Here is a 21,340-nt window from a genome sequence, read left to right as displayed (position 1 = left end):
GGGCCGCTGGCCGCGGCTGGTGGGTGGAGCGCTGCTGTTGTGGGCGGTGGTGGCGACATCGGAGCGGGAGGGCTTTCCGGTGCCTGGGGTGCTGCCGGCGGTGCTGGGGACGCTGCTGGTGCTGCAGGCGGGCCCCGGGGAAGGGGGCAGATTTCTGCCGGGTCGTTGGCTGGAGCGCGGGCTGCTGACGTGCGGCCTCTTGTCGTATTCGCTGTACCTGTGGCACTGGCCGGTGATCGTGCTGCTGCGGTGGACGTGGGGGATGGAGACCTGGTGGCAGTACGGACTGGCGGTGGCGGGGAGCGTGGTGCTGGCGGTGGCGGCGTATGGGCTGGTGGAGCAGCCGGTGCGGCGCTATCCGCTGAAGTGGTGGTGGGAGACGTTGCTGGCGCTGCTGGCGGTGGCGGGCCTGTGGCTCGGCATCGACGCCCTGCACCACCAGCTCCGGGGCAAGTGGTTCCTGGGCGTGGATGCCGATCCGGTGCCGATCAGCGAGCGGGTCCATGCCCTCAATCCCCTGATTCCAGGCACTGGCATCACCAGCGATTGCACCGTCGCCAGTGGCAAGCCCTACGACGCCACCACCCGGCCGAACTTCGACAAGTGCAACAGGCCGGGCACCCCAGGAGCGCGGGAGATCTTCCTGCTGGGCGATTCCCATGCCCAGCACCTGCTGCCGATGCTGGAGGTTGTCACCGCCCGCACCGGCCAGGGCCTCACCTTTGCCGCCATGGGTGCCTGCCTGATCGATCCCCAGCTCACGGTCACCTGGCAGAAGGGGCGCTACGAATCCTGCCGCCAGTTCTCCGCTGGGGAGATGGAGCGCTCCCTGCAGCGCCTCAAGCCCGGTGACATCGTTCTGGTCTCGGGTTTCCTGCACAACTACCTGGCCAGCAACGACATCGAGGGCCGGGGGTATGGCCCGCCCACCTACCTGGGCGATCGCCGCCTGCGCATTGCCGAGTTGCGCCAGGCCCATGTGGCCGCCATGCGGGCCTACGCCGAACGGCTGGCGACCAGGGGGATCCAGCTGATGCTGGTGGTCGACAACCCGTCCCTGGCCAGGGAGCCGGTGGCCTGCCAGGATCCGGCCGGCAGCAGCTGCGCCGGTGATCCCGCCACCACGGCCCGGATGCGGGCGACGCTCCAGAACCTGCTCGGGGAAGTGGCTGACGGGCTGTCCAACGTGCATGTGTTCGACCCCACCCCTTTCCTGGTGGATGCCAGCGGCCGGGTGGTCTACCGCCGGCCCGACGGCACGCCGCTCTACGCCGATTCCCACCACCTGAGCGTGTCTGGGAGCCGGTCCCTGGCCGGCCCGTTCGAACGGTTCCTGCAACAGCAGGGACTCACCAGCCCCCGGCCCACCGCCTCCCCCTCCCCATGACCCTGACTCCCCCCACCGGGGCCTCCCCCCAGTGGCGCTTCACCGATCCGGCCAGTGGCGATTCCCTCACGGTCGTCCCCGAGCGCGGCGGGCTGGTCACCGGCTGGTGCTGCGGCGGCAGTGAGATCCTCTACTTCGATGCGGAGCGCTTCGCCGACCCCGCCAAGTCGGTGCGGGGCGGGATCCCCGTGCTCTTCCCCATCTGCGGCAACCTGCCGGGTGATGTCCTCGCGTTGCCCCAGGGGACGTTTCCGCTGCCCCAGCATGGTTTTGCCCGCGACCTGCCCTGGTCGATCGCCCCGCTGGCGGGGGGCGATGGGGTGCTCCTGCGCCTCGAGGACGGCCCTGAGAGCCGCCCCCATTTCCCCTTCGCCTTCGCCTTGGAACTGGAGCTGCGGCTGCAGGCCTCGGCCCTGGTGATCACGGCCAGGATCAGCCACCGTGGCGAGGCCGGCACGGATCCCCTCCCCTTCAGCCTGGGCCTGCACCCCTACGTCGCCGTCGCCGATCTGGCCCAAGTGCGGCTCGAAGGCCTGCCGGGGGACTGTGTCGACCACCTCACGATGGCTCCCGCCGCCACCGCTGATCAGCTGTCCCGGCTGGAGAAGGGGGTGGATTTCCTCTGCACCAGCGAGGGCCCGGTGCGCCTGGTGGATCCAGCGGGGGGCCGGGTGGTGACGCTGCACCCCTCGGCGCCGATGGATCTGGTAGTGGTGTGGAGCGACCCGCCCCGGCCGATGCTCTGTCTGGAGCCCTGGAGCGGGCCGCGGGGGGCTCTGAGCACGGGTGAGCGGCGCCTGCTGGTCCCTGCCGGGGAGTCCCTTGAGCTGGGCTGCCGCTACAGCGTCGAAAAGCTCTGAGCAACGCCGGGCAGCCGGCCCGGCGCCAGCTGACCGGCCGGATCGAAGCGGCGCTTGATCGCCTCGATCAGCGGCCGGGAGGGGGCATCCAGCCAGGCCGGAAGGGAAGCACCTGGGGGCTGGCGCAGCACGGTGAGATGGCCCCCCAGCTCCTCGCAGAGGCTACGCAGCGCCAGCACCTGACCTGAGGTCACTGCGGCCTGCGCCTCGGCCGGGCCAGTCCAGGCCAGGCCGAGGCCGCTGCCGGCCGCCATGTCCACGGCCAGCCCGGCCAGGCCCGGGTCCTGCATCAAGGTCTCGAGCTGGTCGGGGCTGACGCCGAGCCGCAGTAGCCACGCAGGAGCGGCGGCGGTGATGGTGCCGGGACCGCCAGCTCCCCCCCGGGCCAGGGCCAGCCAGGTCTCGGTGGTGGCGGCGTCCAGCACCCGGGCCTGCAGGGTGCTGCGCTCCTGCAGGCAACGCACCTGCTCCTCCAAGGTGGCGGCATCGACGCTGGCCAGGCCGATCAGCAGCAGGGGCGTCGGCGCCAGGCCGGCGCTGGCGGCGAGACTGTCGTTCCACCAGTCGATCCGCTCCGGGCTGAGGCTGGAGCCCAGCAACCAACGGCTCAGGAGGGCCAGATCCCCGGTCTCGCCCTGGAAGCAGACGCTGCGGCGCAGGGGTGGCTGGGGCAGGGTGCGCAGGGTCAGCTCGGTGATCAGGCCCAGGGAGCCCCAGCTGCCGGTGAACAGCCGCATCAGGTCGTAGCCGGCCACGTTCTTCACCACCTTGCCGCCGGCCCTGGCCGTCACCCCATCGGCCCGCATCAGCTGGATACCAATCAGCTGGTCCCGCACTCCCAGGTAGCGCTGGCGGTAGCCGCCCGCCAGGCCCCGGGCCACCAGGCCGCCGATGCTGCCGGCGGCGGCGCCATGGCCGTCCCCCCAGGGGGCATCCACGGACAACCACTGGCCATGGTGTCCGAGAGTTTCCTGCACCTCCACCAGTGGTGTGCCGGCGGCCACGGTGATGGTGAAATCGCCGGGATTGAATTCCCGCACGCCCCGCAGGGCGCCGCAGCTGAGCACAGTGCAGGAGTCCTGGACGGGCGCGCCCCAGTCGAGTCGGCTGCCCAGGCCAGCAGGCAGCCAGGCTGAACCCTGCCGGTGCAGGTCCCGCACCAGCTCCTGCAGCTCGCTGGGCTCAGGTCGCATCACGGCACGATGGTGCCATGGCGCAGGCGACCCTCGATTCCGGGCCCGATCTCAAGATCGTCGTCATCGATGACGATCCCACCGGCTCGCAGACCGTGCACGGCTGTCCGCTGCTGTTGCGCTGGGACGCCGGGACCCTGGCCGCCGGCCTGGCCCACCCGTCGCCACTGCTGTTCCTTCTGGCGAACACCCGCGCCCTGGCGCCGGCGGCGGCGGCCGAGCGGGTGCGGGAGATCTGTCGCGCCCTGCGGCCCGCCCTGGAGGAGGCGGTGGCCTGCGGCCGCATCGCTGACTGGCTCGTGGTGAGCCGGGGCGATTCCACCCTGCGGGGCCACTTCCCCCTGGAGGTGGACGTGATCAACGAGGAGCTCGGCCCCTTCGACGCCACCCTGCTGGTGCCGGCCTTCCTCGAGGGGGGGCGCACCACGGTGGATGGGGTGCACCTTCTCCAGGGCCGGCCGGTGCACGAGAGCCCGTTCGCCTCCGATGGCCTGTTCGGCTACACCAGCAGCTACCTGCCCGACTGGGTGGAGGAGAAGAGCGGCGGCCGCATCCCCGCCGCCGCGGTGGAGCGCATCGGGTGGCAAGAAATGGAGGCAGGGGCGGAGCGGGCCGATGGCGGCAGCTCGGAAGGCTTCGTGGCCCTGTGCGGCCGTCTGGCGGCGCTCCAGGTCAACCGTTTGTTGGTGGTGGATGCGGAGCGCCCTAGGCAGCTGGCGGCCCTGGGTGCCGCTATGCGGGAGCTCATGGCACCGGCATCGGCGGCGCCCTGGGGCCGGCCAAGGCGGTTCCTGTGCCAGAGCGCCGCCAGCCTGTTGAACGGCTTGGTGGAGCTGCCGCCCCAGCCGCTGGATGCGGCCGGCCTGGCCGGCCTGCGGCGACGCGATGGGACGGGTGCGCTGCCGGGGATGGTGCTGGTGGGCTCCCATGTCCCGCTGGCCGATGCGCAGCTGGAGGAGCTTCTGAGGGAGACGGCCTGCACCGTGGTGGAGCTGCCGGTGCCCCGCCTGTCGCGGGTGTTGGAGGGCCCTGAGCCGAGGCTGCTGCTGGCCTCGCTGGAGCGGCAATGGCAAGACCAGCTGGGTGCTGTGCTGGATGCCGGCCGCACCCCGGTGCTGACCACCAGCCGTGGCGAGCTGGTCTGCGCCGGTGCGAATGAACGACGGCGGCTCGGCGAGGCCCTGGCGGCGCTGATGGCCCGCCTGGCGGCTGCCGAGGCGTACCGGCTCGGGTATGTGATCAGCAAGGGCGGCATCACCACCGACGCGTTCTTGCGTCAGGGTCTCGGGCTGGCCGCGGTGGAGCTGCAGGGCCAGCTGCTGCCAGGGCTTTCCCTGGTACTTACGCCCGACGCAGCCCCGGTACCGCGCCTGCCGATCCTGACCTTCCCCGGGAACCTCGGCGACGCCGGGACCCTCAGGAAGGCCTGGCGCTGGATGGACGGTGGCCCCGACCATCCAGCACGGGTCTCCGAAACGGTCTCGTGATCAGGGCTCGAACCCGATCAGCCATGATGATCCAAAGCTCCTGAAGCGCCTTGCCTCTTGAGCTCCCAATCCACCCGTGCTTAGGGCAGGAGCCACCATGCCTGCGCGATCGGATCCACAGCAGCAACGCTTCGCTGGCCGTCGCAAGGATCTTTCACACCTTTCGCCTGACCCGTTGTCTTCCGGGGAGGAGCTCGGCCCGCACTGGGCTGTGGGTGAACAACCCTGGATCACCCCTCCAGCCCGCCCCCCTGACGGGAACGCCGGCCAGCCCCAGTGGCCGCGGCTGCTGCTGACCAGCGGGCCCATGGTCTGCGGTCCCTCCATCCTTCGCCACCAGCTTCAGGTCTGATGGGGTGGCTTCGGTGGCCACGGCGGGGCATCCATCGCGGGACCCTGGGCCAGGCCCTGCGCCTCTTCCTGCTCATGGGTGGAGCCATCACCGTGGTGCTGCTGCCGATGGTGCTGCTCTATGGGCATTCGCGGCGCGAGACCCTTCTGGCGCGCCTGACCGCCGCTCAGGAGGGAGCCAGCCTGCAGGTTGAGCAGATCCTTCAGGAGGTCCAGGCCGACACGGCCACGTCAGCCCTGCTCAGTGCCGAGATCGGCCGCAACAGCGAGCGCCGCCGGCAGCTTCAGGCTCTCTTTAGCGCCCAGCTGCAGGTGCACGAGCGCTATGGGGCGATTCTCGTGTTCAATCCTGCGGGCCAGTCGCAGTTGTCGATCTGGCGACGCGGTGCCCCGGCCGATCCGGCCACGCTGCGGGTCGCCCTGAACCGTGGCCTGATGCTGGATCGGGAGGGGTTCTGGCTCTCTCCGGTGTACTGGCCCCGGCAGATCAGCAGCTCCGGCAAGACTGGCGCCGATCCCGTCCTGCTGGCGGTGCGTCCTCTGTTCAGTGGCAACCAGAGGCGCGGGGTGGTGGTGTACGTCACCAGCCTTGAGCGGGTAGTGAAGAACTTTGACGTCGGGACCAGTGGCTCGCCGGCCCAACAGCGCGGCTATCTGCTCAACGACAGAGGCCAGGTTCTGAACCCTGGTGCCGCCGCAGCGACGCCCAATTTCGCCCAGCGCTTCCCGGGGGTGTGGCGTCAGATGCAGGGACAGTCTCGTGGTGTTGTGAGGAACAGCCAGGGTCTGTTCATCTTCGACACCCGTCGCCAACAGCTCGGGCTTGCGGTGGTGCTCCAGGCGCCCCCCGGTGCCCATTCCGCCGGCGCCTTGCTCGCCTCCCCCGTCGGTGTGGTGCTGGTGGCCGCCCTCTACCTGCTTGCGGTGGCCTTCAGCCTGACCATCGCCCTCTCCCAGCAACGGCTGGATGCGTTGCGCGAAGAGGAGCATCAGCTGGCCGACCAGCTCCAGGCGGTATTGCGCAGTGCCGGCATCGGCACGGGGCTCTGTGAGCCTGCCACCGGCAACTTCCGCAGCGTCAACGGGGCTCTCAGCCAACTGCTGGGTCGCAGCGAGAGCGCCCTGCTGGGTCGCAGCTGGGTTGAGTTCGTCCACCCCGGCGATCGCGATGCCGCCGAGCGGCTGGAGGATCCCCCGCATCATCGTGATGGCGAGCGCCGACGCTTCCGCTTCAGCCGGCCTGACGGCACCAGTGTCTGGGGCGATCTGGTCCTGACCTGGACCCCGGGCAGCGGCCCCGCCAGCGCTGCCGACACGATGATCCTCCAGATCGCCGACGTGTCCGAGCTGGTGGAGAAGTCGGCCTACCTCGAGGCGGCGGCCGAGGCGGGCATCGTGGGGGTCTGGGACTGGGACGTCGACCGCGATGTGCTCACCTGGGACCCGGTGATGTACAAGCTCTACGGCCTCACCGGTGACCAATTCGCCGGTGCCTATAACGCTTGGGCCAACGCCGTCCATCCCGACGACCGGCACTACGCCGAATCGGAGATCCAGGCGGCCGTGCGGGGCTTGCGGCCGTATCAACCGCGCTTCCGGGTGGTGTGGCCCGATGGCTCGATCCATCACCTGCAGGCTCGCAGCCGCACCACCTATGCCGCCGATGGCAAGGCACTGCGGATGATCGGCGTGAACTACGACATCACCGACCAGGTGCAGCGTGAGCTGGAAATCGACCAGCAGCGGGGCCTGCTGGCGGCCACCCTCAATGCCCTGGTCGACCCGCAACTGTTCCTTACCCTCACCGATCAATTGCGGATCTCTGAGGCCAACCCGGCGGCGGCCAGCTGGCTGGGCCATTCGAGCGACCAGCTGATCGGCATGCCCCTGGCGGAACTGCTGCCGCCCAGCGCCAACCGCCTGTTGCTGGCGGAGCTGGTGGGGGTGGCGAGGGAGGGCCAGGCCCTGATTGCCGATGACCGGCCGCTGCAGCTGGCTGGTGCATGCGAGCCCCTGCATGTGGACCTGCGGGCTGTGTGGGTGCGCGACGGGTTGGCCTTGAGCTTCCGCGATGTGAGCGACCGGCACCATGCCAGCCAGCAGTTGGCGGCGTCCGAGCAACGCTTCCGCCTGCTGGCCGAGAACGTCAGTGATGTTGTGTTTCTCTGCGAGGCCGGCACGATCGTCTGGATCGCCCCGGGGCTGAGGCGTCTTCTCGGCTGGGGGCAAGAGGAGTGGCAAGGCCAGCGGCTGCAGAATTTCTGCCACCCCGACGACACGGAGCAATGGCTCACCCTGCTGCAGCAGGTGGAGCAGGGCCGCAGTGCCAGCGTGCGCCTGCGCGTCCACGACTCCGACCGTTGCTGGCGCTGGCTGGAGATCCATGCGGGCCCCCACCCCAATGCCGAAGGAGGAGTGATGGGGCTGGCGGGGGCTCTCCAGGTTGTGGATGAGGAGGTGGCCGCGGAGGCTGAACTCGATCATCGGGCCCGCTTCGACTCCCTCACCGGTCTCTTCAACCGGCAGGAAATCCTCGAGCAGCTTCAGTCGCTCAGCCTGCGCCGCCGCATGGCCGATGGCAATCTGGCCGTGCTGTTCTGCGACGTCGACCACTTCAAGGAGATCAATGACCACCATGGCCACACCGGCGGCGACGCGGTCCTGGAGGCTCTCGCGCAGCGGCTGCGTGACACCACCCGCAGCGGCGATCTGGTGGGCCGGCTCGGTGGCGATGAGCTGCTGGTGGTGATTCAGGGGGTCCGCTCCCTGGCGGAAGCCAAGGTGTTCGCCGCCAAGATTCACCGGACGGTGGCTGTGCCGATGAGCTTGCCCACGGGTGTGGTGACGCCCACCCTCTCGATAGGCGTGACCCTGCTCAAACCGGGCGAGTCGACGGATGTGTTGGTGGCACGGGCTGATGAGGCGATGTATGCAGCCATGCAGGAAGGCCGTAACCGTGTGGTCGCCATCGGGTAGGCCAGCAGCGTTGACGCCCGCGGCACCTGATCGTCAGGCGGATTCAGCCTCACGGCCTGGAGTGACGTCTCGCGGTTCATCCCCGCCCAGGCCGGTGCCGGTCTGCAGCCCACCTTGCCAGCTGCGATCCAGCAGCTCGATCGGATGGAGCACCGGCAGCGGCCGCTGCTGAGCCTCCATGGCCTGGCGGATCTGGAGCGTGCAGCCGATGTTGGCGCTCACGGCCAGCTGGGCCCCGGTGCCGCTCAGATCCGCGGCCTTGATCCGGCCCAGTTCGGCGGCCTCCTCGGGCTGCACGAGGTTGTAGATGCCGGCACTGCCGCAGCAGACGCCGGCTTCGGTGGCTTCGCGGATCCGCACATGGGGGATCCGGCCCAGCAGGCGACGGGGCTGGGCCGCCAGGCCCTGGCCGTGGAGCTGGTGGCAGGCATCGTGGTAGGCCAGCTGCACGGGGCGCTCGGCACTGGCGGGGGTGCCGTCGTCGTGCGGGAGCGGTTGCAATTCCGCCTGGAAGCTGTCGCTGAGCCCGACCGCGTCGAGGAACTCCTGGATGTCGGCCACCGTGCCCAGCAGGGGATGGCGGCTGCTGAGGATCTCCCCGTAGGACTTCATGGTGTGGCCACAGCCCGAGGCGGCTACCAGCACGGCATCAAGGGGTTCGGGCCCGGCCGGCCGTCCCGGGCCGATCACCGCCTCGAAACTGGACACCAGGGCGCTGGCCAGCTCCCGGGTCTGGTCCAGTTCCCCCTGGTGGTGGGTCATGGCACCACAGCAGCCCTGGTCGGGGGGGATCACCACCTCGATGCCGTTGGCGGCCAGCACCCGGATGGCGGCGGCGTTCACCCCCGGCTCAAACACCCGCTGGACGCAGCCGAGCACCAGCCCGACCCGATGGCGGCGGGGGCCAACGGCCGGCACCAGCACCGGCCAGTCGTCACGGAAGGACTGCGCCGGCAGCGGCGGCAGGAGCTTCTCCATCGCCGCGACCTGTGGCCCGAACAGGCGGGTGAGGCCGCAGCGGCGCGCCAGGGCCTGCAGGGGCGTGCCGGCGTAGGCCCGCAGGGGTGCCAGCAATGCCCGCAGCCGCTGCGGGTAGGGGAGCAGGGCGAAGATCAGCCGCCGGAACGCCCGCTGCGCGGGATTGCGCAGCTCGGGCGCGTTCAGCCTCGGCCGCATGGTCTCGATCAGCTGGTCGTAGCGCACGCCCGCCGGGCAGGCGGTGACGCAGGCGAAGCAGCCCAGGCAGCTGTCGAAATGCTTGGCCACCGTGGCGTCCAGCACCAGCTCCCCGGCGTCGATCGCCTTGAGGGCATGGATCCGTCCCCGGGGGGAGTCCATTTCGGTCGCCAGCACCCGGTAACTGGCGCAGGTGGGGAGGCAGAAGCCGCAGTGGACGCAGGGGTCAGCGGCGATGAACGGAAGGCTCATGCGATCCATTGTGGGGCGAGGTTTCCCTCAGTCGCAGAAGGCGCCGAACCAGGCGTCCCACTGGCGCGACAATTGGTGCATCACACCGGCCCCCGGGTAGGTCATCGGTTCCCCCACAAGGACGCCCTTGTCTCGGCAGCAGTTTGATCACCTTTCCTGCCGCCTTGGACTTCCAGCTCCGTGGAGACAGCATCCTTTGAATGGAGTACGTCGATGAGACGCTAATCGTGCATTGGGGCGCTGGTTGGGAACACCGGATGTCCCCGTCTCCTCACCCCCCGAAGTGGCGCACCACCGCTTCAGCGAAGCCCGAGCAGCTCACGGCCTCGGCGCGCGGTTCCATCAGCCGAGCCAGGTCGTAGGTGACCTCCTTGTTGGCGATCGCGGCGCTGAGCCCCTCGGTGATCAGGTCGGCTGCTTCCTGCCAGCCCATGTATTCGAGCATCATCACGCCGGAAAGGATCACCGATCCCGGGTTGATCCTGTCGAGGCCAGCGTGCTTGGGAGCGGTGCCGTGGGTGGCCTCGAAGATGGCGGCTTTGTCACCGATGTTGGCCCCCGGCGCCATGCCCAGGCCGCCCACCACTGCCGCCGCCGCATCGGAGATGTAGTCGCCGTTGAGGTTGAGGGTGCAGAGCACCGAATACTCCTGGGGCCGGGTCTGGATCTGCTGGAAAATACTGTCGGCGATGCGGTCGTCGACCATCACCATCACCTTCCATTTCCCGTCGCCATGGCTTTCGCCGATGGCCTGGAGAACCCCTTTCACCTCCGTGTCCACGGCCGCCTTCTTCTCGGGGGTGAGACTGTCGTAGCCGGGCTCGATCAGGCGGGCGTTGTCCTCGATGCTCAGCCCCGGCTTCTCCTCCAGGTTCCCCAGGATCCAGCTCTCCCGCTCGGTGACGCACTGGTCACGGAATTCCGTGGTGGCCAGCTCGTAGCCCCAGTCCCGGAAGGCCCCCTCGGTGAACTTCATGATGTTGCCCTTGTGCACCAGGGTCACGTGGCGCTTGGCACCCGCCAGGCCGAGGGCGTGGAGGATGGCCTTGCGCACGTGGCGCTGCGTGCCGGCCTTGCTCACCGGTTTGATGCCGATGCCGGCCCCCTCGGGAATGCGGCGGTTGCCCAGCTTGCCGTTGGCGGGGATCACCGTGTCGTTGAGGTGGGCGATCAGCTCGATGCAGACAGGATCGCTGGCCTCCCACTCGATCCCCATGTAGATGTCCTCGGTGTTCTCCCGGTACACCACCACGTCCAGGTCCTGGGGCCGCTTGTGGGGGCTGGGGGTGCCGGCGTAGTAGCGACAGGGCCGCACACAGCAGTACAGATCGAAGATCTGCCGCAGGGCCACGTTGAGGGAGCGGATGCCGCCGCCGATCGGGGTGGTGAGGGGGCCCTTGATGGCCACGCCGAACTCCTCGATCGCCGTCAGGGTGTCCTGGGGGAGGTACTGGTAGGTGCCGTAGAGCTCACAGGCCTCGTCGCCGGCATACACCTTGAACCACTCGATGCGGCGTTCTCCGCCGTAGGCCTTGGCCACGGCCGCATCCAGCACCCGCTGGGTGGCCGGCCAGATGTCCACGCCGGTGCCATCGCCACGGATGAAGGGAATGATCGGGTCGTTGGGGACGATCGGCTGGCCGCCCTCGAACTGGATGGCCGTGCCGCTGGCTGGGACGGTGAGCTTCTCGTATGTGGCCATGGAGTCGGCACGGAACGCGCCGATGAGCCTAGGTTTCGGCCACATTGGCTTTCTGCTCAGGGGAAACGGCATGAATGCGGCCGACCAGGCCCGATCGGTGGAACTGGCAGCCGCGATTGCCGCGGTGGTGGGTCACTTCCGTCTGCATTTCCCTGCAGCCCGGGCCAACCTCACCCCCTGGCGGGACGATCCCCTCACCCGCGCCTTCGATGAGCGGGAGACGGTGGATCTCTCCTTCCATTTCCCCGGCTGGAGTCCCCGCTTGCAGTGCCGCTCGCTGCTGGTGCAGCTCCGGCTGGAGCGGGCCCCGGCCGGATCCGGCGAGCGACCCCGGCTGCTGGGGGTGCTGATCAGGGGGCTCACCTATGAATCGGAGCGTTGGCGCCTGGCCACGGTGGGGGACTGGCAGCCCTCAGGGTCCCATCTCCCCTCGGTGGAGGTGGTTGGCGCCCTCCAACAGATCTGCCGTGAGCTGTTCGATCTCTTCGGCGACGTGTCGGCCCGTGGGACGCGGGCCGCGTAATCCTTCGCAACCTTGGCGCCTAGCCCGGAAGGCCCCACCTACCTTGGATCGTCTGCCCGCGCAGCCTTCCGATCCCATGCCCGTCGCCCTTGCTTCCCAACTCCGTGAGGGAACAAAGAAAGCCCACACGATGGCCGAGAACACCGGTTTCGTGAGCTGTTTCCTCAAGGGAGTCGTCGACAAGGCCAGCTACCGCACCCTGGTGGCCGACCTGTGGTTCGTCTACAGCGCCATGGAAGAGGAGATCGGCAAGCTCACAGACCACCCCGTCGTCGGTCCGATCGCCTCACCGGAGCTGAATCGCCGCGAGTCGCTAGAGCAGGATCTGTCCTTCTATTTCGGTGGCGATTGGCGGCAGCAGATCCGCGCCACTCCTGGTGCCCAGGAGTATGTGGCCCGCCTGCACCAGGTGGGCCGGGAGTGTCCCGAACTGCTTGTGGGCCACCATTACACCCGCTACATCGGCGACCTGTCCGGAGGCCAGATCCTCAAGAACATCGCCCAGAAGGCGATGAATCTGGGTGAGCACGATGGCTTGCGCTTCTACGAATTCGACGCCATCGACGACGAGAAGGCCTTCAAGGCCACCTACCGGCTCACCCTCGACAGCCTTCCCATCGACCAGGCCATGGCCGACCGGATCGTGGCCGAGGCCAACGAGGCCTTCCACTGCAACATGAAGATGTTCCAGGAACTGGAAGGCAACCTGGTGGCCGCGATCGGCAAGGTGCTGTTCGGCTTCCTCACCCGCCGCAGCCGCGCGGGCAGCACCGAGGCCGTGCCCGCCTAGGTTTCCCAGGCCTGCGGCGGACGCCGCCACTCCGATCCGCGTGCGCCCGATCCGTTTCCTGCTTCCCGGCACCACCGGCCGCTTCCGGTGCGGCGGGTTGCTGGTGGAGTTGCAGACGGCGCGGCTGACGGCCGATCTGGTGCCCACCGAGGTGGTCACCTACCGGCAGCGGGAGCCCGACCACCCCTTCCTCGACGACCTGCTGGCCAGGGAGCCTGCGCCGGGTGGGGCCCTCTGGATCGTCAGCTGGGGCTTCGACGTGCCCGGCCAGCTGCGTCGCTTGCGGGGGCGGCCGGTGGCGTATCACGCCCACAGCAGCGGCTATGGATTCTCTCTGCCCCCTGGCGTGCCGGTGTTGGCCGTCAGCCGCAACACCCTCGGCTACTGGGGCGACCGGGCTCCCCGCAACCCCCTGTTCCTGGTGCCCAATGCGCTGCACTCCAAGTGGCTGGAGCGGGGCAACCGGGCGGCACCCGTTGGCTGCGGCCGGCCCATCGACGTGCTCGTCCAGCAACGCAAGAGCAGCCGCTATGTCCTGCAGCACCTGGTGCCGGCCCTGCGCCGCCGGGGGCTGAGGGTGGAGGTCCAGAGCGGCTGGGTGGACGATCTGGTCGATCTGTTCAACAGTGCCGCTGTGGTGCTTTACGACTCCGCCGACTACTGGCGCGGGCGGGGGGTGAGCGAGGGGTTCGGCTTGCCGCCGCTGGAGGCCCTGGCCTGCGGCTGCGTGGTGTTCAGCAGTCTCAACCATGCCCTGGCCGACAGCCTTGACCCTGGGGTGGTGGGTCACCAGATCGGGTGCGGCAGCCTGGAGCACGACCTGGAGCGGATCCAGGCGGCGGTGGCTGATCCGATGGCGTGGCTGCCGCCGCCGGCGCGGCTCTCCAACCTGCTGGAGGCCTGCAGCGAGCCCGTGCTTCAGGAACGCTGGCACACGGCCCTGGAGGCCATCGACGCCCACTGGAGCCACCTGCTGCTGGAGGGGACACCGCCCTTGCGTTCGCCTCCCCGGCTGGCCCTGCGCATCGACCAGTGGTGGCGACGTTTTTGGGCCATGTGGCGATCACTGAATTGACTGGCTGGCGTCGGGGCGACCCATCTGAGAGCACGGGTACGATTTCGGCAAAAGTCTGACCAGATGTTTCGCAAAAGCCAAACCTTCAAGAGTTTGGTGCGACTTCTGGCCCAATTGCCGAAGCGCCGTAAGCGGGCGCTGATTCGGCTGATCCCCCTGGCGATTCTGGCCGGAATCGCCGATCTGGTGGTGGTGGCCTTGGTGGCGCGCCTGTTCACGGTGGTCGTCGGTGGGGAGAATCGTCCCTCCATCCCCTGGGAAGGGCTGGTACCGGATGATCCCCGCGTCAAGGTGGTGGTTCTGGTTGTGGCCTTTGTTGCGGCTGCCTGGTTTTCCTCGCTCTCGAAACTTCTGCTGCGAGCTTTCCAGTTGCGGCTCAAGGCGTCGATCTGGCGTGATCTTTCCGACATGGCTCAGCGCAAGTTGATCGCCCAGCCCTATGTCTATTTTCTGAGTGAATCGAAGGCAGACATCTCCTCCACGGTACTGATCAATGTGTCGCGCGTCGCCGACATCGTTGTGCTGCCTTTGCTGCAGTTGGCTAGTGGCGTGTTCGTGATTGCGCTGCTTTCTGCAGGCATGTTGTTCGTCGGCAAGTTGCTGGCGGTGGGGTTGATCCTGGGTCTTCTGGCCGGCTACTTGCTGATCTCCACAGCCATCACCCCCTTCCTGCGCTTTGCGGCACGACAGAGGATCCTGCTTGAGATGCGAACCAACACCATTCTTTCGGAATCGATGCGAACCGTTTTGGACGTTCAACTCACCGGTTCCGAGCCCTATTTTGAGCGCCACTATCAGGAAGCTGGCCGGGAGACCATCCCGTTCATCTGGAAGGCTGACGTGTTGCCGGAGACACCTCGAGCGCTGATTGAACCCCTCGGGATCACGATGATTTTTGCGGCCGGGATGCTGCCTCTGTTGTCCAATCCCGATCCTGGCGCCCTGTTGAAGATCATTCCATTTCTGGCCACCGTGGCTGTTACCTCCCTGAAACTCACTCCCCCCCTGCAGGATAGTTTTCGGGCGATCACCTCTTTGCGGGCAGGGCTGCCCGACCTGGAGGAAACCCTCAAGCTGATCGAACTTCCCGAGACCCGGCTCACCATTCGCTCTCCAGGGGTTCCCTCCCCCGATGGCGTGATGCCCAAACGGGTGATTCGCCTCAAGGCCATCAGTTATCGGTATCCCGGCACCGAAGCTGATGTCCTCCGTGACATCTCGATGTCGATCCCGGTGGGTTCCCGCGTGGCCTTCGTCGGGGCCACTGGCAGCGGCAAGACAACAACGGCCAACCAGCTGCTCTGCTTGCTGCGCCCCACCTCCGGCACCCTCCAGCTCGATGGCATTGATGTGGATGATGCCGATGTGCCGGCCTGGCAGGCGAACTGCGCTTACGTGCCCCAGGCGATCAATCTGCTCAACAGCAACATCATCGAGAACATCGCCTTTGCCGAGGAGGTTGATGAGGTCGATCAGATGCGGGTCTGGGAGGCCCTGCAGGCGGCCCAGCTGGCCGACATCGTTGCCGAGCTTCCCCTTGGTCTCTTCACGCCGATCGGCGACAACGGCATCCGGCTTTCGGGGGGGCAGCGGCAACGGCTGGCCCTGGCCCGCGCCTTCTATCGCAACTCCAAGTTCCTGGTGCTGGATGAGGCCACCAGTGCGCTCGACAACCGGACAGAATCCGAGGTGATGGATGCCATCGAAGTGATCGGACGCCGCTGCACCCTGGTGGTCATCGCCCATCGCCTCTCCACCGTGATGCGCTCCGATTGCATCTTTGAGTTCGAAGCCGGTCGAATCAAGGCGTTCGGTACCTTCGACCAGCTGCGACAGCGTTCAGAGACGTTCAATGATCTTGCTTCTTTTGAGCGCAGACTTTCCAGCCCCCTTGGTTGATTGATCTGGGTCTTCTTTGTTGGCTCTTTTGCAGAACTCTCAACGAGGCAATGAGGCTTGCTTATTTTATTGACTGGTCCTGCATCTGATCCGGCCAGCACATCGAACGGAACGGGGCTGCTAACGTCAAAATTGAGTTTGCTGCGCCGGAGTCTGTGAGTTTTCTGGCCGGTCTGAACGAGGCCCAGCGTCGGGCGGTCGATCACCACACCGGTCCGCTGTTGGTGGTGGCCGGGGCCGGCAGCGGCAAGACCCGGGCCCTCACGCACCGCATCGCCCACCTGATCGGCCACCACGGGGTGGATCCGGCCCAGGTGCTGGCCGTCACCTTCACCAACAAGGCCGCCCGGGAGATGAAGGAGCGCCTGGAGGTGTTGCTGGCCCAGCGTCTGGCCCAGAGCCAGTTCGGCCAGCCCTGGAGCACCCTGCCGGCCCGTGAGCAGAAGCAGCTGCGCAGCCGCATCTACCGCGAGGTGATCAAGGACCTCTGGATCGGCACCTTCCACGCCCTGTTCGCCCGGCTGCTGCGCTTCGACATCGACAAATTCCGCGATCCCGAGGGACTCACCTGGACGCGCCAGTTCTCCATCTACGACGAGAGCGACGCCCAGAGCCTGGTCAAGGAGATTGTCACCCAGGAGATGCAGCTCGATCCCAAGCGTTTCGAGCCCAAGAAGGTGCGCTGGGCGATCAGCAGTGCCAAGAACCAGGGCTGGCTGCCGGAGCGCCTCGAGGAGGAGCACGCTGGTCCCCGCGGCAAGCACGAGGCCGAGGCCTATCGCCGCTACCGCCGTGCCCTGGCGGCCAACAATGCCCTCGATTTCGACGACCTGCTGTTGATGCCGGTGCAGTTGCTGCAGCAGAACGAGCAGATCCGCCATTACTGGCACCGCCGTTTCCGCCATGTGCTGGTGGACGAATACCAGGACACCAACCGCACCCAGTACGACCTGATCAAGCTGCTGGTCGCCAACGGCCAGGCGCCCGAGAACTTCGACGACTGGGAGGGACGCTCGGTGTTCGTGGTAGGCGACGCCGACCAGAGCATCTACAGCTTCCGAGCCGCCGACTTCACGATCCTGATGGGCTTCCAGAGGGAGTTCGGCGACGGCTCCATCGACGGGGACACCGGCACGATGGTGAAGCTGGAGGAGAACTACCGCTCCACGGCCACGATCCTTGAGGCGGCCAATGCCCTGATCGCCCACAACAGTGAGCGCATCGACAAGGTGCTGCGCCCCACCCGCGGCGAAGGCGAGCCCATCAGCCTCACCCGCTGCGACGACGAGATCGCCGAGGCCGAGGCGGTGGTGCACCGCATGCGGATGCTGGAGGCAGCTCACCCCGACCTGCGCTGGGGCGATATGGCCGTGCTGTATCGGACCAACGCCCAGTCCCGTGCCATGGAGGAGTCGCTGGTGCGCTGGGGGCTTCCCTACATCGTGGTGGGGGGCCTGCGCTTCTACGACCGCCGCGAGATCAAGGATGTGCTCGCCTACCTGCGCCTGCTGGTCAATCCGGCCGATACCGTCAGCCTGCTGCGGGTGCTGAACGTGCCGCGGCGGGGCATCGGCAAGACCACCATCGAGCGGCTCACCGATGCGGCCAACCAGCTGGGGTTGCCCCTGTGGGAAGTGGTGAGCGATCCGGAGGCGGTGCGCTCCCTCGCCGGCCGTTCCGCCCGGGGGGTGCTGCAGTTCCAGGAGCTGATCTCCGACCTGAGCCGCCGCCTGCAGGATGCTCCCCCCTCCGAGCTGGTGCAGCGGGTGATGGAGCAGAGCGGCTATCTGGCCGAGTTGCTGGCTGAAGCCAACGACGAATCGGAGGAACGGCGGCGCAACCTGCAGGAACTGGTGAATGCGGCCCTCCAGTACCAGGAGGAGAACGAGGAGGGCTCCCTGGAGGGGTTCCTGGCTTCCGCTGCCCTGGCCAGTGATGCCGACAGCAAGGACACCGAGGCCAATCGGGTCACGCTGATGACCCTGCATGCCAGCAAGGGGCTGGAGTTTCCTGTGGTGTTCCTGGTGGGGCTGGAGCAGGGGCTGTTCCCCAGCTACCGCTCCTTGGAGGACCCCGCCGCCCTCGAGGAGGAACGACGACTCTGCTACGTGGGGATCACCCGGGCCAAGGAACGCTTGTTCCTCTCCCACGCCAGCGAACGGCGGCTCTGGGGCGGCATGCGGGAGCCGGCGGTGCCCTCGGTGTTTCTCTCCGAACTGCCCGAAGCCCTGCTGCAGGGCGATATCCCCCGCAGTGGCGGTGCAGCCCTGCGACGGGAGCAGCGGTTGGAGCGGCTCACGCGGGTGGATCGCGACGACAGCCAGCGGGTGGCGGCCGGGGGGGCGGCCGGCAATCCCGCCAATGCGGTGAGGCGCCGCAGCGCGGCCCCCGCCTGGGCGGTCGGGGATCGGGTGCGGCACAGCAGCTTCGGCGTAGGCCACGTCACCCATCTGTTCGGCAGCGGTGAGAAGACCTCCATCGCTGTGAAGTTCGAGGGCATGGGGCCGAAGATCCTCGATCCGCGCCTGGCCCCGATCGAACCGGCATGAGCCTGCCGCTGGTCACCGCCGTGGTGCCCACCCGCAACCGCCGCGAGCTCAGCCTGCGTTTCCTCGAGCGCATGGCCGCCCAGAGTTATGGCGCCCTGCGCATCGTGGTGGTCGATGCCAACTCCAGCGACGGCACGGTGGCGGCAATCCGCCAGCAGCACCCGCAGGTGACCGTGGTGGCGGCCGGGGATCGGGATTTCTGGGCTGGCGCCACCAACCGGGGCGTACGGCAGGCCCTGGCGGCCGGCACCGACTATGTGCTGACCATCAACGACGACGCGGTCGTTTCAGCCGATTACGTGGCCCGGATGGTGGCCGTGGCCCAGCAGCACAGCTGCGCCATCCTGGGCAGCCGCATCGACCTGCTGGGCGAACCTGGGCGGATCTGGGCGCTGGGCACCAGCACCGACTGGGGTACGGAACGCTTCCTGCGGCTGGCGTATCAAGACGAACTGGCCAGCCAGCTGGATCCCGCCGTGGCGCAGGCAGAGGTGCTCGAGGCCGAGGCGATGCCCGGCAACGGAGTGCTGATCCGCCAGGACGTCTTTCGGCGCATCGGGCTCTACGACGCCGTCTGGCTGCCCCACTACCACGCTGATTCCGAGTGGGTGATGCGGGCGGTCCGCCGAGGCATCGCCGCCAAGGTGACCCCGGCGATTGTGGTTCTCAACGACTTTGGCGCCGCACAGAAGCGCTTGCCCCTGGGCAGCCTGCGGGGATTGTTGTTCACTTTTTTCCATCCCAAGTCCCACCTCTATCTGCCGGCGGTGGCGGCGATCCTCTGGCGCTACTGCCCCCCCGCCCAGCGAGGGCCCACCCTGAGGGCCCTTGGGGGCCGTTTTCTCAGGATGAAACCGTGAAGGTGGTGCGGGGATGGGACAGACCCGGGCGCCCAAGCAGCCGTCGCCAGCACCAGCGCAGATAGTCCCCGAGTCCCCACCAGCGACCCTGGGCCCGGGCAGGGTCGGAGAGGCAGAAACTCAGGGGCCTGAGGGCGTAGTACAGCAAGTTGAGCCACAGGGCCAGCGGTGTGGCGTGGCGGTGCAGGAAGTACAGCTTGCTGAAGGTGGCGTGCTGGTACTTGGCCCGTGGGGCCCGCTGGGTGATCGCCGAGACCTGATGCTCTACCAGCACGGCCTGGGTGACCCGCAGGCGATAGCCCAGCCGATGGTGGCGTTCGGAGATGTCCGCGTCTTCGTAGTCGAGAAAGTACTGGGGGTCGAACTGGGGGCACTCCCGGAAGATCCCAAGCCGGAAGACCATGCTGCAGCCGGAGATCCAGCGGGTGGGCCAGGTGCGGACGGGGGAGGGGCGGCAGTCGTCGCCTGGAAAGCGATGGCGCAGCTGGCCGCTCCAGCGGTTGAAGCTGCCGTGGCTGAACCAGACCTCACCCCGGGGATCCCGGATTCGGGTGCCGAGCAAGGCGATCTGATCGTCGTCGCGCAGGCACTGCCTGACGTAAGCGATCGCGCCAGCATCCAGGCGGGCATCGGGATTGATCAGCCAGGCCAGGGCCTGCCTGTCGGTCTGCCACACATGGTGAAGCCCAAGATTGCAACCGCTGCCGAAACCGAGATTGGTGCCCGCCTCGATCAGAGTCACCCGATGGCGTTCAGGATAGGAAAGGATCCAGTCCCGCAAGGCATGATCCTCTGGAGAATTATTGACCACGGTGAACTGAAGACCAGAGTCGTCCGAGGCAAGTGTTTCCTCGATCAGCCCAGCGACGAAGTCACTGCAATGGTAATTGACGGTGATGAAATGAATTTGAAGAGTGCTTGCCTTGGTGTCAGGCATGGTTGCATTGTTAAGTCGTCTGATTACTGATAGGTGGAAGGATAGACGAAGGCGCCGGTGATCCCTTTCAACGCCGCTTCGCGAAGTCGGTTGCTGTAGCTCATCGGAACACCACGGTCATAGATTAGATCGCGGAACTCGTCGGTGAGAGCATTGATCTCCAGTATTTGGCCTTCTCCCAAAGAGAGGCAAAGAGCCTCTTTGAAAAGGCTGATGGCCTGGGCTATCGTATAGGTTCCAGCGGTTCCGAGGTCATGCTTTACAAATGGACAGTAGAGATAAAAAGGGTAGAGGAAGGCCGCAATGTGGCTGGGGTTTCCATTTTCAATCAAATCGGGAATGCTAAAGAGCTCCACCTTTGAGAGTGGCTCATTCTTGTCGCTCTTCAACATCAGTTGATTCAAGGAGTAGCCTATCTTTTTCATTTGTGAAGTCCGTGCCGGAGAGGGCATCAGCCGAAAGACCTCTTCAGCCAGGACGCCAGTGCCCTTGTCGCAGGACTGCTCGATAGCCTCGAGGAGCTTGTCGCTTGTGTAGAGCGTCTCGGTGGACTTGCAGCGTCGATACACTTTTTCGGACAGGGCGACCTCGCCGTTGTAAATGCAGTGTCCTCGATGGGACAATGGCAAATAGTTCGTCCAGAAACCAATGAACGGTCTGGAGAGAAAGACTTCAGGCTTGAGGATCTGGAAATAGGATTGGTAATGGGTCTGAATTTGATGACTGATATGGCTGAAGAGGGCGCTTTTGCTTGACTTAAGAAAAACCTCTATTGAATCGATTAAGGCGTTGGCGTTCCTTCCGGGGATGAACTGCATCGAGTCGTTGACGATGCAGAGGGCCTGGCAATGTTGGAGAGACCCTTCTTTGAGGAGCAGTAGAATGCCATCCTTGAAGGCTCCAAAATCCCGGCCGATATTCCTCCTGTCGAAAGCGCGCCAAGTCAGCGAGCTGATCGAAGCAATGGCGTCAGTATCTGTGGTTTCATTGTTGATGTAGATAATGGCAAACCCGGCCTTGCGCAGCGCTGCAAGATAGGCCTTGCTGGAAAGTGATAAGCGTCTGGAGTAGGCAACAAAGATGGCAATTCTGGCTGGATTCGTGCCGCTGATGGGAGGATTCCCAATCGGGATCAGGCGTTGGGATGGAGTGCTGCGCCGTCCGTTGGGACCGAGCCAGTACTCAACAAGTGAATAGACAAAGTCGATCAGGATGAAAATCTTGATCTTGACCCGTTTCCAGATTCCCAGGGGCGCTTTGATCAGTTTCTTGGCGCTGTCAGTCATGCGGATGAAATGTTTTTGGTGGGCTTTGCTGGGGTTC

General features: G+C 66.6%; 15 protein-coding genes. 10 read left to right on the top strand and 5 right to left on the bottom strand.

The genetic code is table 11. The features are described 5' to 3' along the window. Positions 1 to 1,387: acyltransferase family protein (locus KQ305_RS12390; protein WP_259725706.1), on the top strand; the 1,387-nt coding region annotated here is incomplete at its 5' end. Then, positions 1,384 to 2,247 carry a galactose mutarotase gene (locus KQ305_RS12385; protein WP_259725705.1) on the top strand — a complete coding sequence of 288 codons (864 nt, stop codon included), beginning with the start codon at positions 1,384 to 1,386 and terminating at the stop codon, positions 2,245 to 2,247. The genes KQ305_RS12390 and KQ305_RS12385, both read left to right, overlap by 4 nt. On the opposite strand, the gene KQ305_RS12380 is transcribed toward KQ305_RS12385, so the two are convergent. Further along, positions 2,226 to 3,440 (bottom strand): FAD-binding oxidoreductase, encoded by a 1,215-nt coding sequence (locus KQ305_RS12380; protein ID WP_259725704.1) that lies wholly within the window; start codon positions 3,438 to 3,440, stop codon positions 2,226 to 2,228. The genes KQ305_RS12385 and KQ305_RS12380 overlap by 22 nt on opposite strands. Positions 3,441 to 3,457: 17 nt before the next feature. Between KQ305_RS12380 and KQ305_RS12375 the strand changes: the two genes are divergently transcribed. Then, on the top strand, positions 3,458 to 4,927 hold the full coding sequence (locus tag KQ305_RS12375; protein WP_259725703.1) for a four-carbon acid sugar kinase family protein: 1,470 nt from the start codon (positions 3,458 to 3,460) through the stop codon (positions 4,925 to 4,927). Between the two features lie 351 nt (positions 4,928 to 5,278). Beyond that, on the top strand, positions 5,279 to 8,254 hold the full coding sequence (locus KQ305_RS12370) for a diguanylate cyclase domain-containing protein (protein ID WP_259725702.1): 2,976 nt from the start codon (positions 5,279 to 5,281) through the stop codon (positions 8,252 to 8,254). A 33-nt stretch (positions 8,255 to 8,287) separates the two neighbouring features. Here the strand turns inward: KQ305_RS12370 and KQ305_RS12365 are convergent, their stop codons facing one another. Together KQ305_RS12365 and KQ305_RS12360 are read right to left on the bottom strand one after the other, a co-directional pair. Continuing rightward, positions 8,288 to 9,682, bottom strand: a complete 1,395-nt coding sequence (locus KQ305_RS12365; protein ID WP_259725701.1) for a (Fe-S)-binding protein — start codon at positions 9,680 to 9,682, stop codon at positions 8,288 to 8,290. Between the two features lie 271 nt (positions 9,683 to 9,953). Next, on the bottom strand, positions 9,954 to 11,384 hold the full coding sequence (locus KQ305_RS12360) for an NADP-dependent isocitrate dehydrogenase (RefSeq protein WP_259725700.1): 1,431 nt from the start codon (positions 11,382 to 11,384) through the stop codon (positions 9,954 to 9,956). A 70-nt stretch (positions 11,385 to 11,454) separates the two neighbouring features. Here KQ305_RS12360 and KQ305_RS12355 point away from each other — a divergent pair, with 70 nt between their 5' ends. The 6 genes from KQ305_RS12355 (at position 11,455) to KQ305_RS12330 (ending at position 19,080) form a co-directional block, all read left to right on the top strand. Continuing rightward, positions 11,455 to 11,907, top strand: a complete 453-nt coding sequence (locus tag KQ305_RS12355) for a hypothetical protein (RefSeq protein WP_259725712.1) — start codon at positions 11,455 to 11,457, stop codon at positions 11,905 to 11,907. Between the two features lie 76 nt (positions 11,908 to 11,983). After that, entirely contained in the window at positions 11,984 to 12,697 is a 714-nt protein-coding gene (locus KQ305_RS12350; RefSeq protein ID WP_259725699.1) for a heme oxygenase (biliverdin-producing), read from the top strand. 40 nt (positions 12,698 to 12,737) lie between these two features. Continuing rightward, on the top strand, positions 12,738 to 13,772 hold the full coding sequence (locus KQ305_RS12345; RefSeq protein WP_259725698.1) for a glycosyltransferase: 1,035 nt from the start codon (positions 12,738 to 12,740) through the stop codon (positions 13,770 to 13,772). A 96-nt stretch (positions 13,773 to 13,868) separates the two neighbouring features. After that, a complete protein-coding gene (locus KQ305_RS12340) occupies positions 13,869 to 15,671 on the top strand; it encodes an ABC transporter ATP-binding protein (protein WP_311134353.1) in 1,803 nt (600 codons plus the stop codon). Positions 15,672 to 15,826: 155 nt separating this feature from the next. Then, positions 15,827 to 18,220, top strand: coding sequence for a UvrD-helicase domain-containing protein (locus tag KQ305_RS12335; RefSeq protein WP_259725696.1), 2,394 nt, complete (start codon positions 15,827 to 15,829; stop codon positions 18,218 to 18,220). Continuing rightward, complete coding sequence (locus tag KQ305_RS12330) at positions 18,217 to 19,080, top strand: glycosyltransferase family 2 protein (RefSeq protein WP_259725695.1); 864 nt, start codon at positions 18,217 to 18,219, stop codon at positions 19,078 to 19,080. The genes KQ305_RS12335 and KQ305_RS12330 overlap by 4 nt, the downstream gene beginning before the upstream one ends. Here the strand turns inward: KQ305_RS12330 and KQ305_RS12325 are convergent. Together KQ305_RS12325 and KQ305_RS12320 are read right to left on the bottom strand one after the other, a co-directional pair. After that, entirely contained in the window at positions 19,064 to 20,017 is a 954-nt protein-coding gene (locus KQ305_RS12325; RefSeq protein WP_259725694.1) for a glycosyltransferase family 2 protein, read from the bottom strand. The genes KQ305_RS12330 and KQ305_RS12325 overlap by 17 nt on opposite strands. A gap of 23 nt (positions 20,018 to 20,040) precedes the next feature. After that, the gene (locus KQ305_RS12320) at positions 20,041 to 21,303 is read right to left on the bottom strand and encodes a hypothetical protein (protein ID WP_259725693.1); all 1,263 of its coding nucleotides are present in this window, start codon (positions 21,301 to 21,303) and stop codon (positions 20,041 to 20,043) included. Between the last annotated feature and the right edge of the window lie 37 nt (positions 21,304 to 21,340).

Origin of the sequence: Synechococcus sp. CS-1332, from assembly GCF_025127995.1 — a bacterium.
GTDB lineage: Bacteria > Cyanobacteriota > Cyanobacteriia > PCC-6307 > Cyanobiaceae > Cyanobium.
The sequence above is the reverse complement of the archived record's forward strand: the minus strand, read 5'-3'. Positions and strand labels throughout refer to the sequence as shown.

Excerpts from the sequence above, each read along its gene's own strand:
- KQ305_RS12385 (WP_259725705.1), top strand. The coding sequence starts at position 1,384 with ATGACCCTGACTCCCCCCACCGGGGCCTCCCCCCAGTGGCGCTTCACC.
- KQ305_RS12380 (WP_259725704.1), bottom strand. The coding sequence starts at position 3,440 with ATGCGACCTGAGCCCAGCGAGCTGCAGGAGCTGGTGCGGGACCTGCAC.
- KQ305_RS12375 (WP_259725703.1), top strand. The coding sequence starts at position 3,458 with ATGGCGCAGGCGACCCTCGATTCCGGGCCCGATCTCAAGATCGTCGTC.
- KQ305_RS12370 (WP_259725702.1), top strand. The coding sequence starts at position 5,279 with ATGGGGTGGCTTCGGTGGCCACGGCGGGGCATCCATCGCGGGACCCTG.
- KQ305_RS12365 (WP_259725701.1), bottom strand. The coding sequence starts at position 9,682 with ATGAGCCTTCCGTTCATCGCCGCTGACCCCTGCGTCCACTGCGGCTTC.
- KQ305_RS12360 (WP_259725700.1), bottom strand. The coding sequence starts at position 11,384 with ATGGCCACATACGAGAAGCTCACCGTCCCAGCCAGCGGCACGGCCATC.
- KQ305_RS12355 (WP_259725712.1), top strand. The coding sequence starts at position 11,455 with ATGAATGCGGCCGACCAGGCCCGATCGGTGGAACTGGCAGCCGCGATT.
- KQ305_RS12350 (WP_259725699.1), top strand. The coding sequence starts at position 11,984 with ATGCCCGTCGCCCTTGCTTCCCAACTCCGTGAGGGAACAAAGAAAGCC.
- KQ305_RS12330 (WP_259725695.1), top strand. The coding sequence starts at position 18,217 with ATGAGCCTGCCGCTGGTCACCGCCGTGGTGCCCACCCGCAACCGCCGC.
- KQ305_RS12325 (WP_259725694.1), bottom strand. The coding sequence starts at position 20,017 with ATGCCTGACACCAAGGCAAGCACTCTTCAAATTCATTTCATCACCGTC.
- KQ305_RS12320 (WP_259725693.1), bottom strand. The coding sequence starts at position 21,303 with ATGACTGACAGCGCCAAGAAACTGATCAAAGCGCCCCTGGGAATCTGG.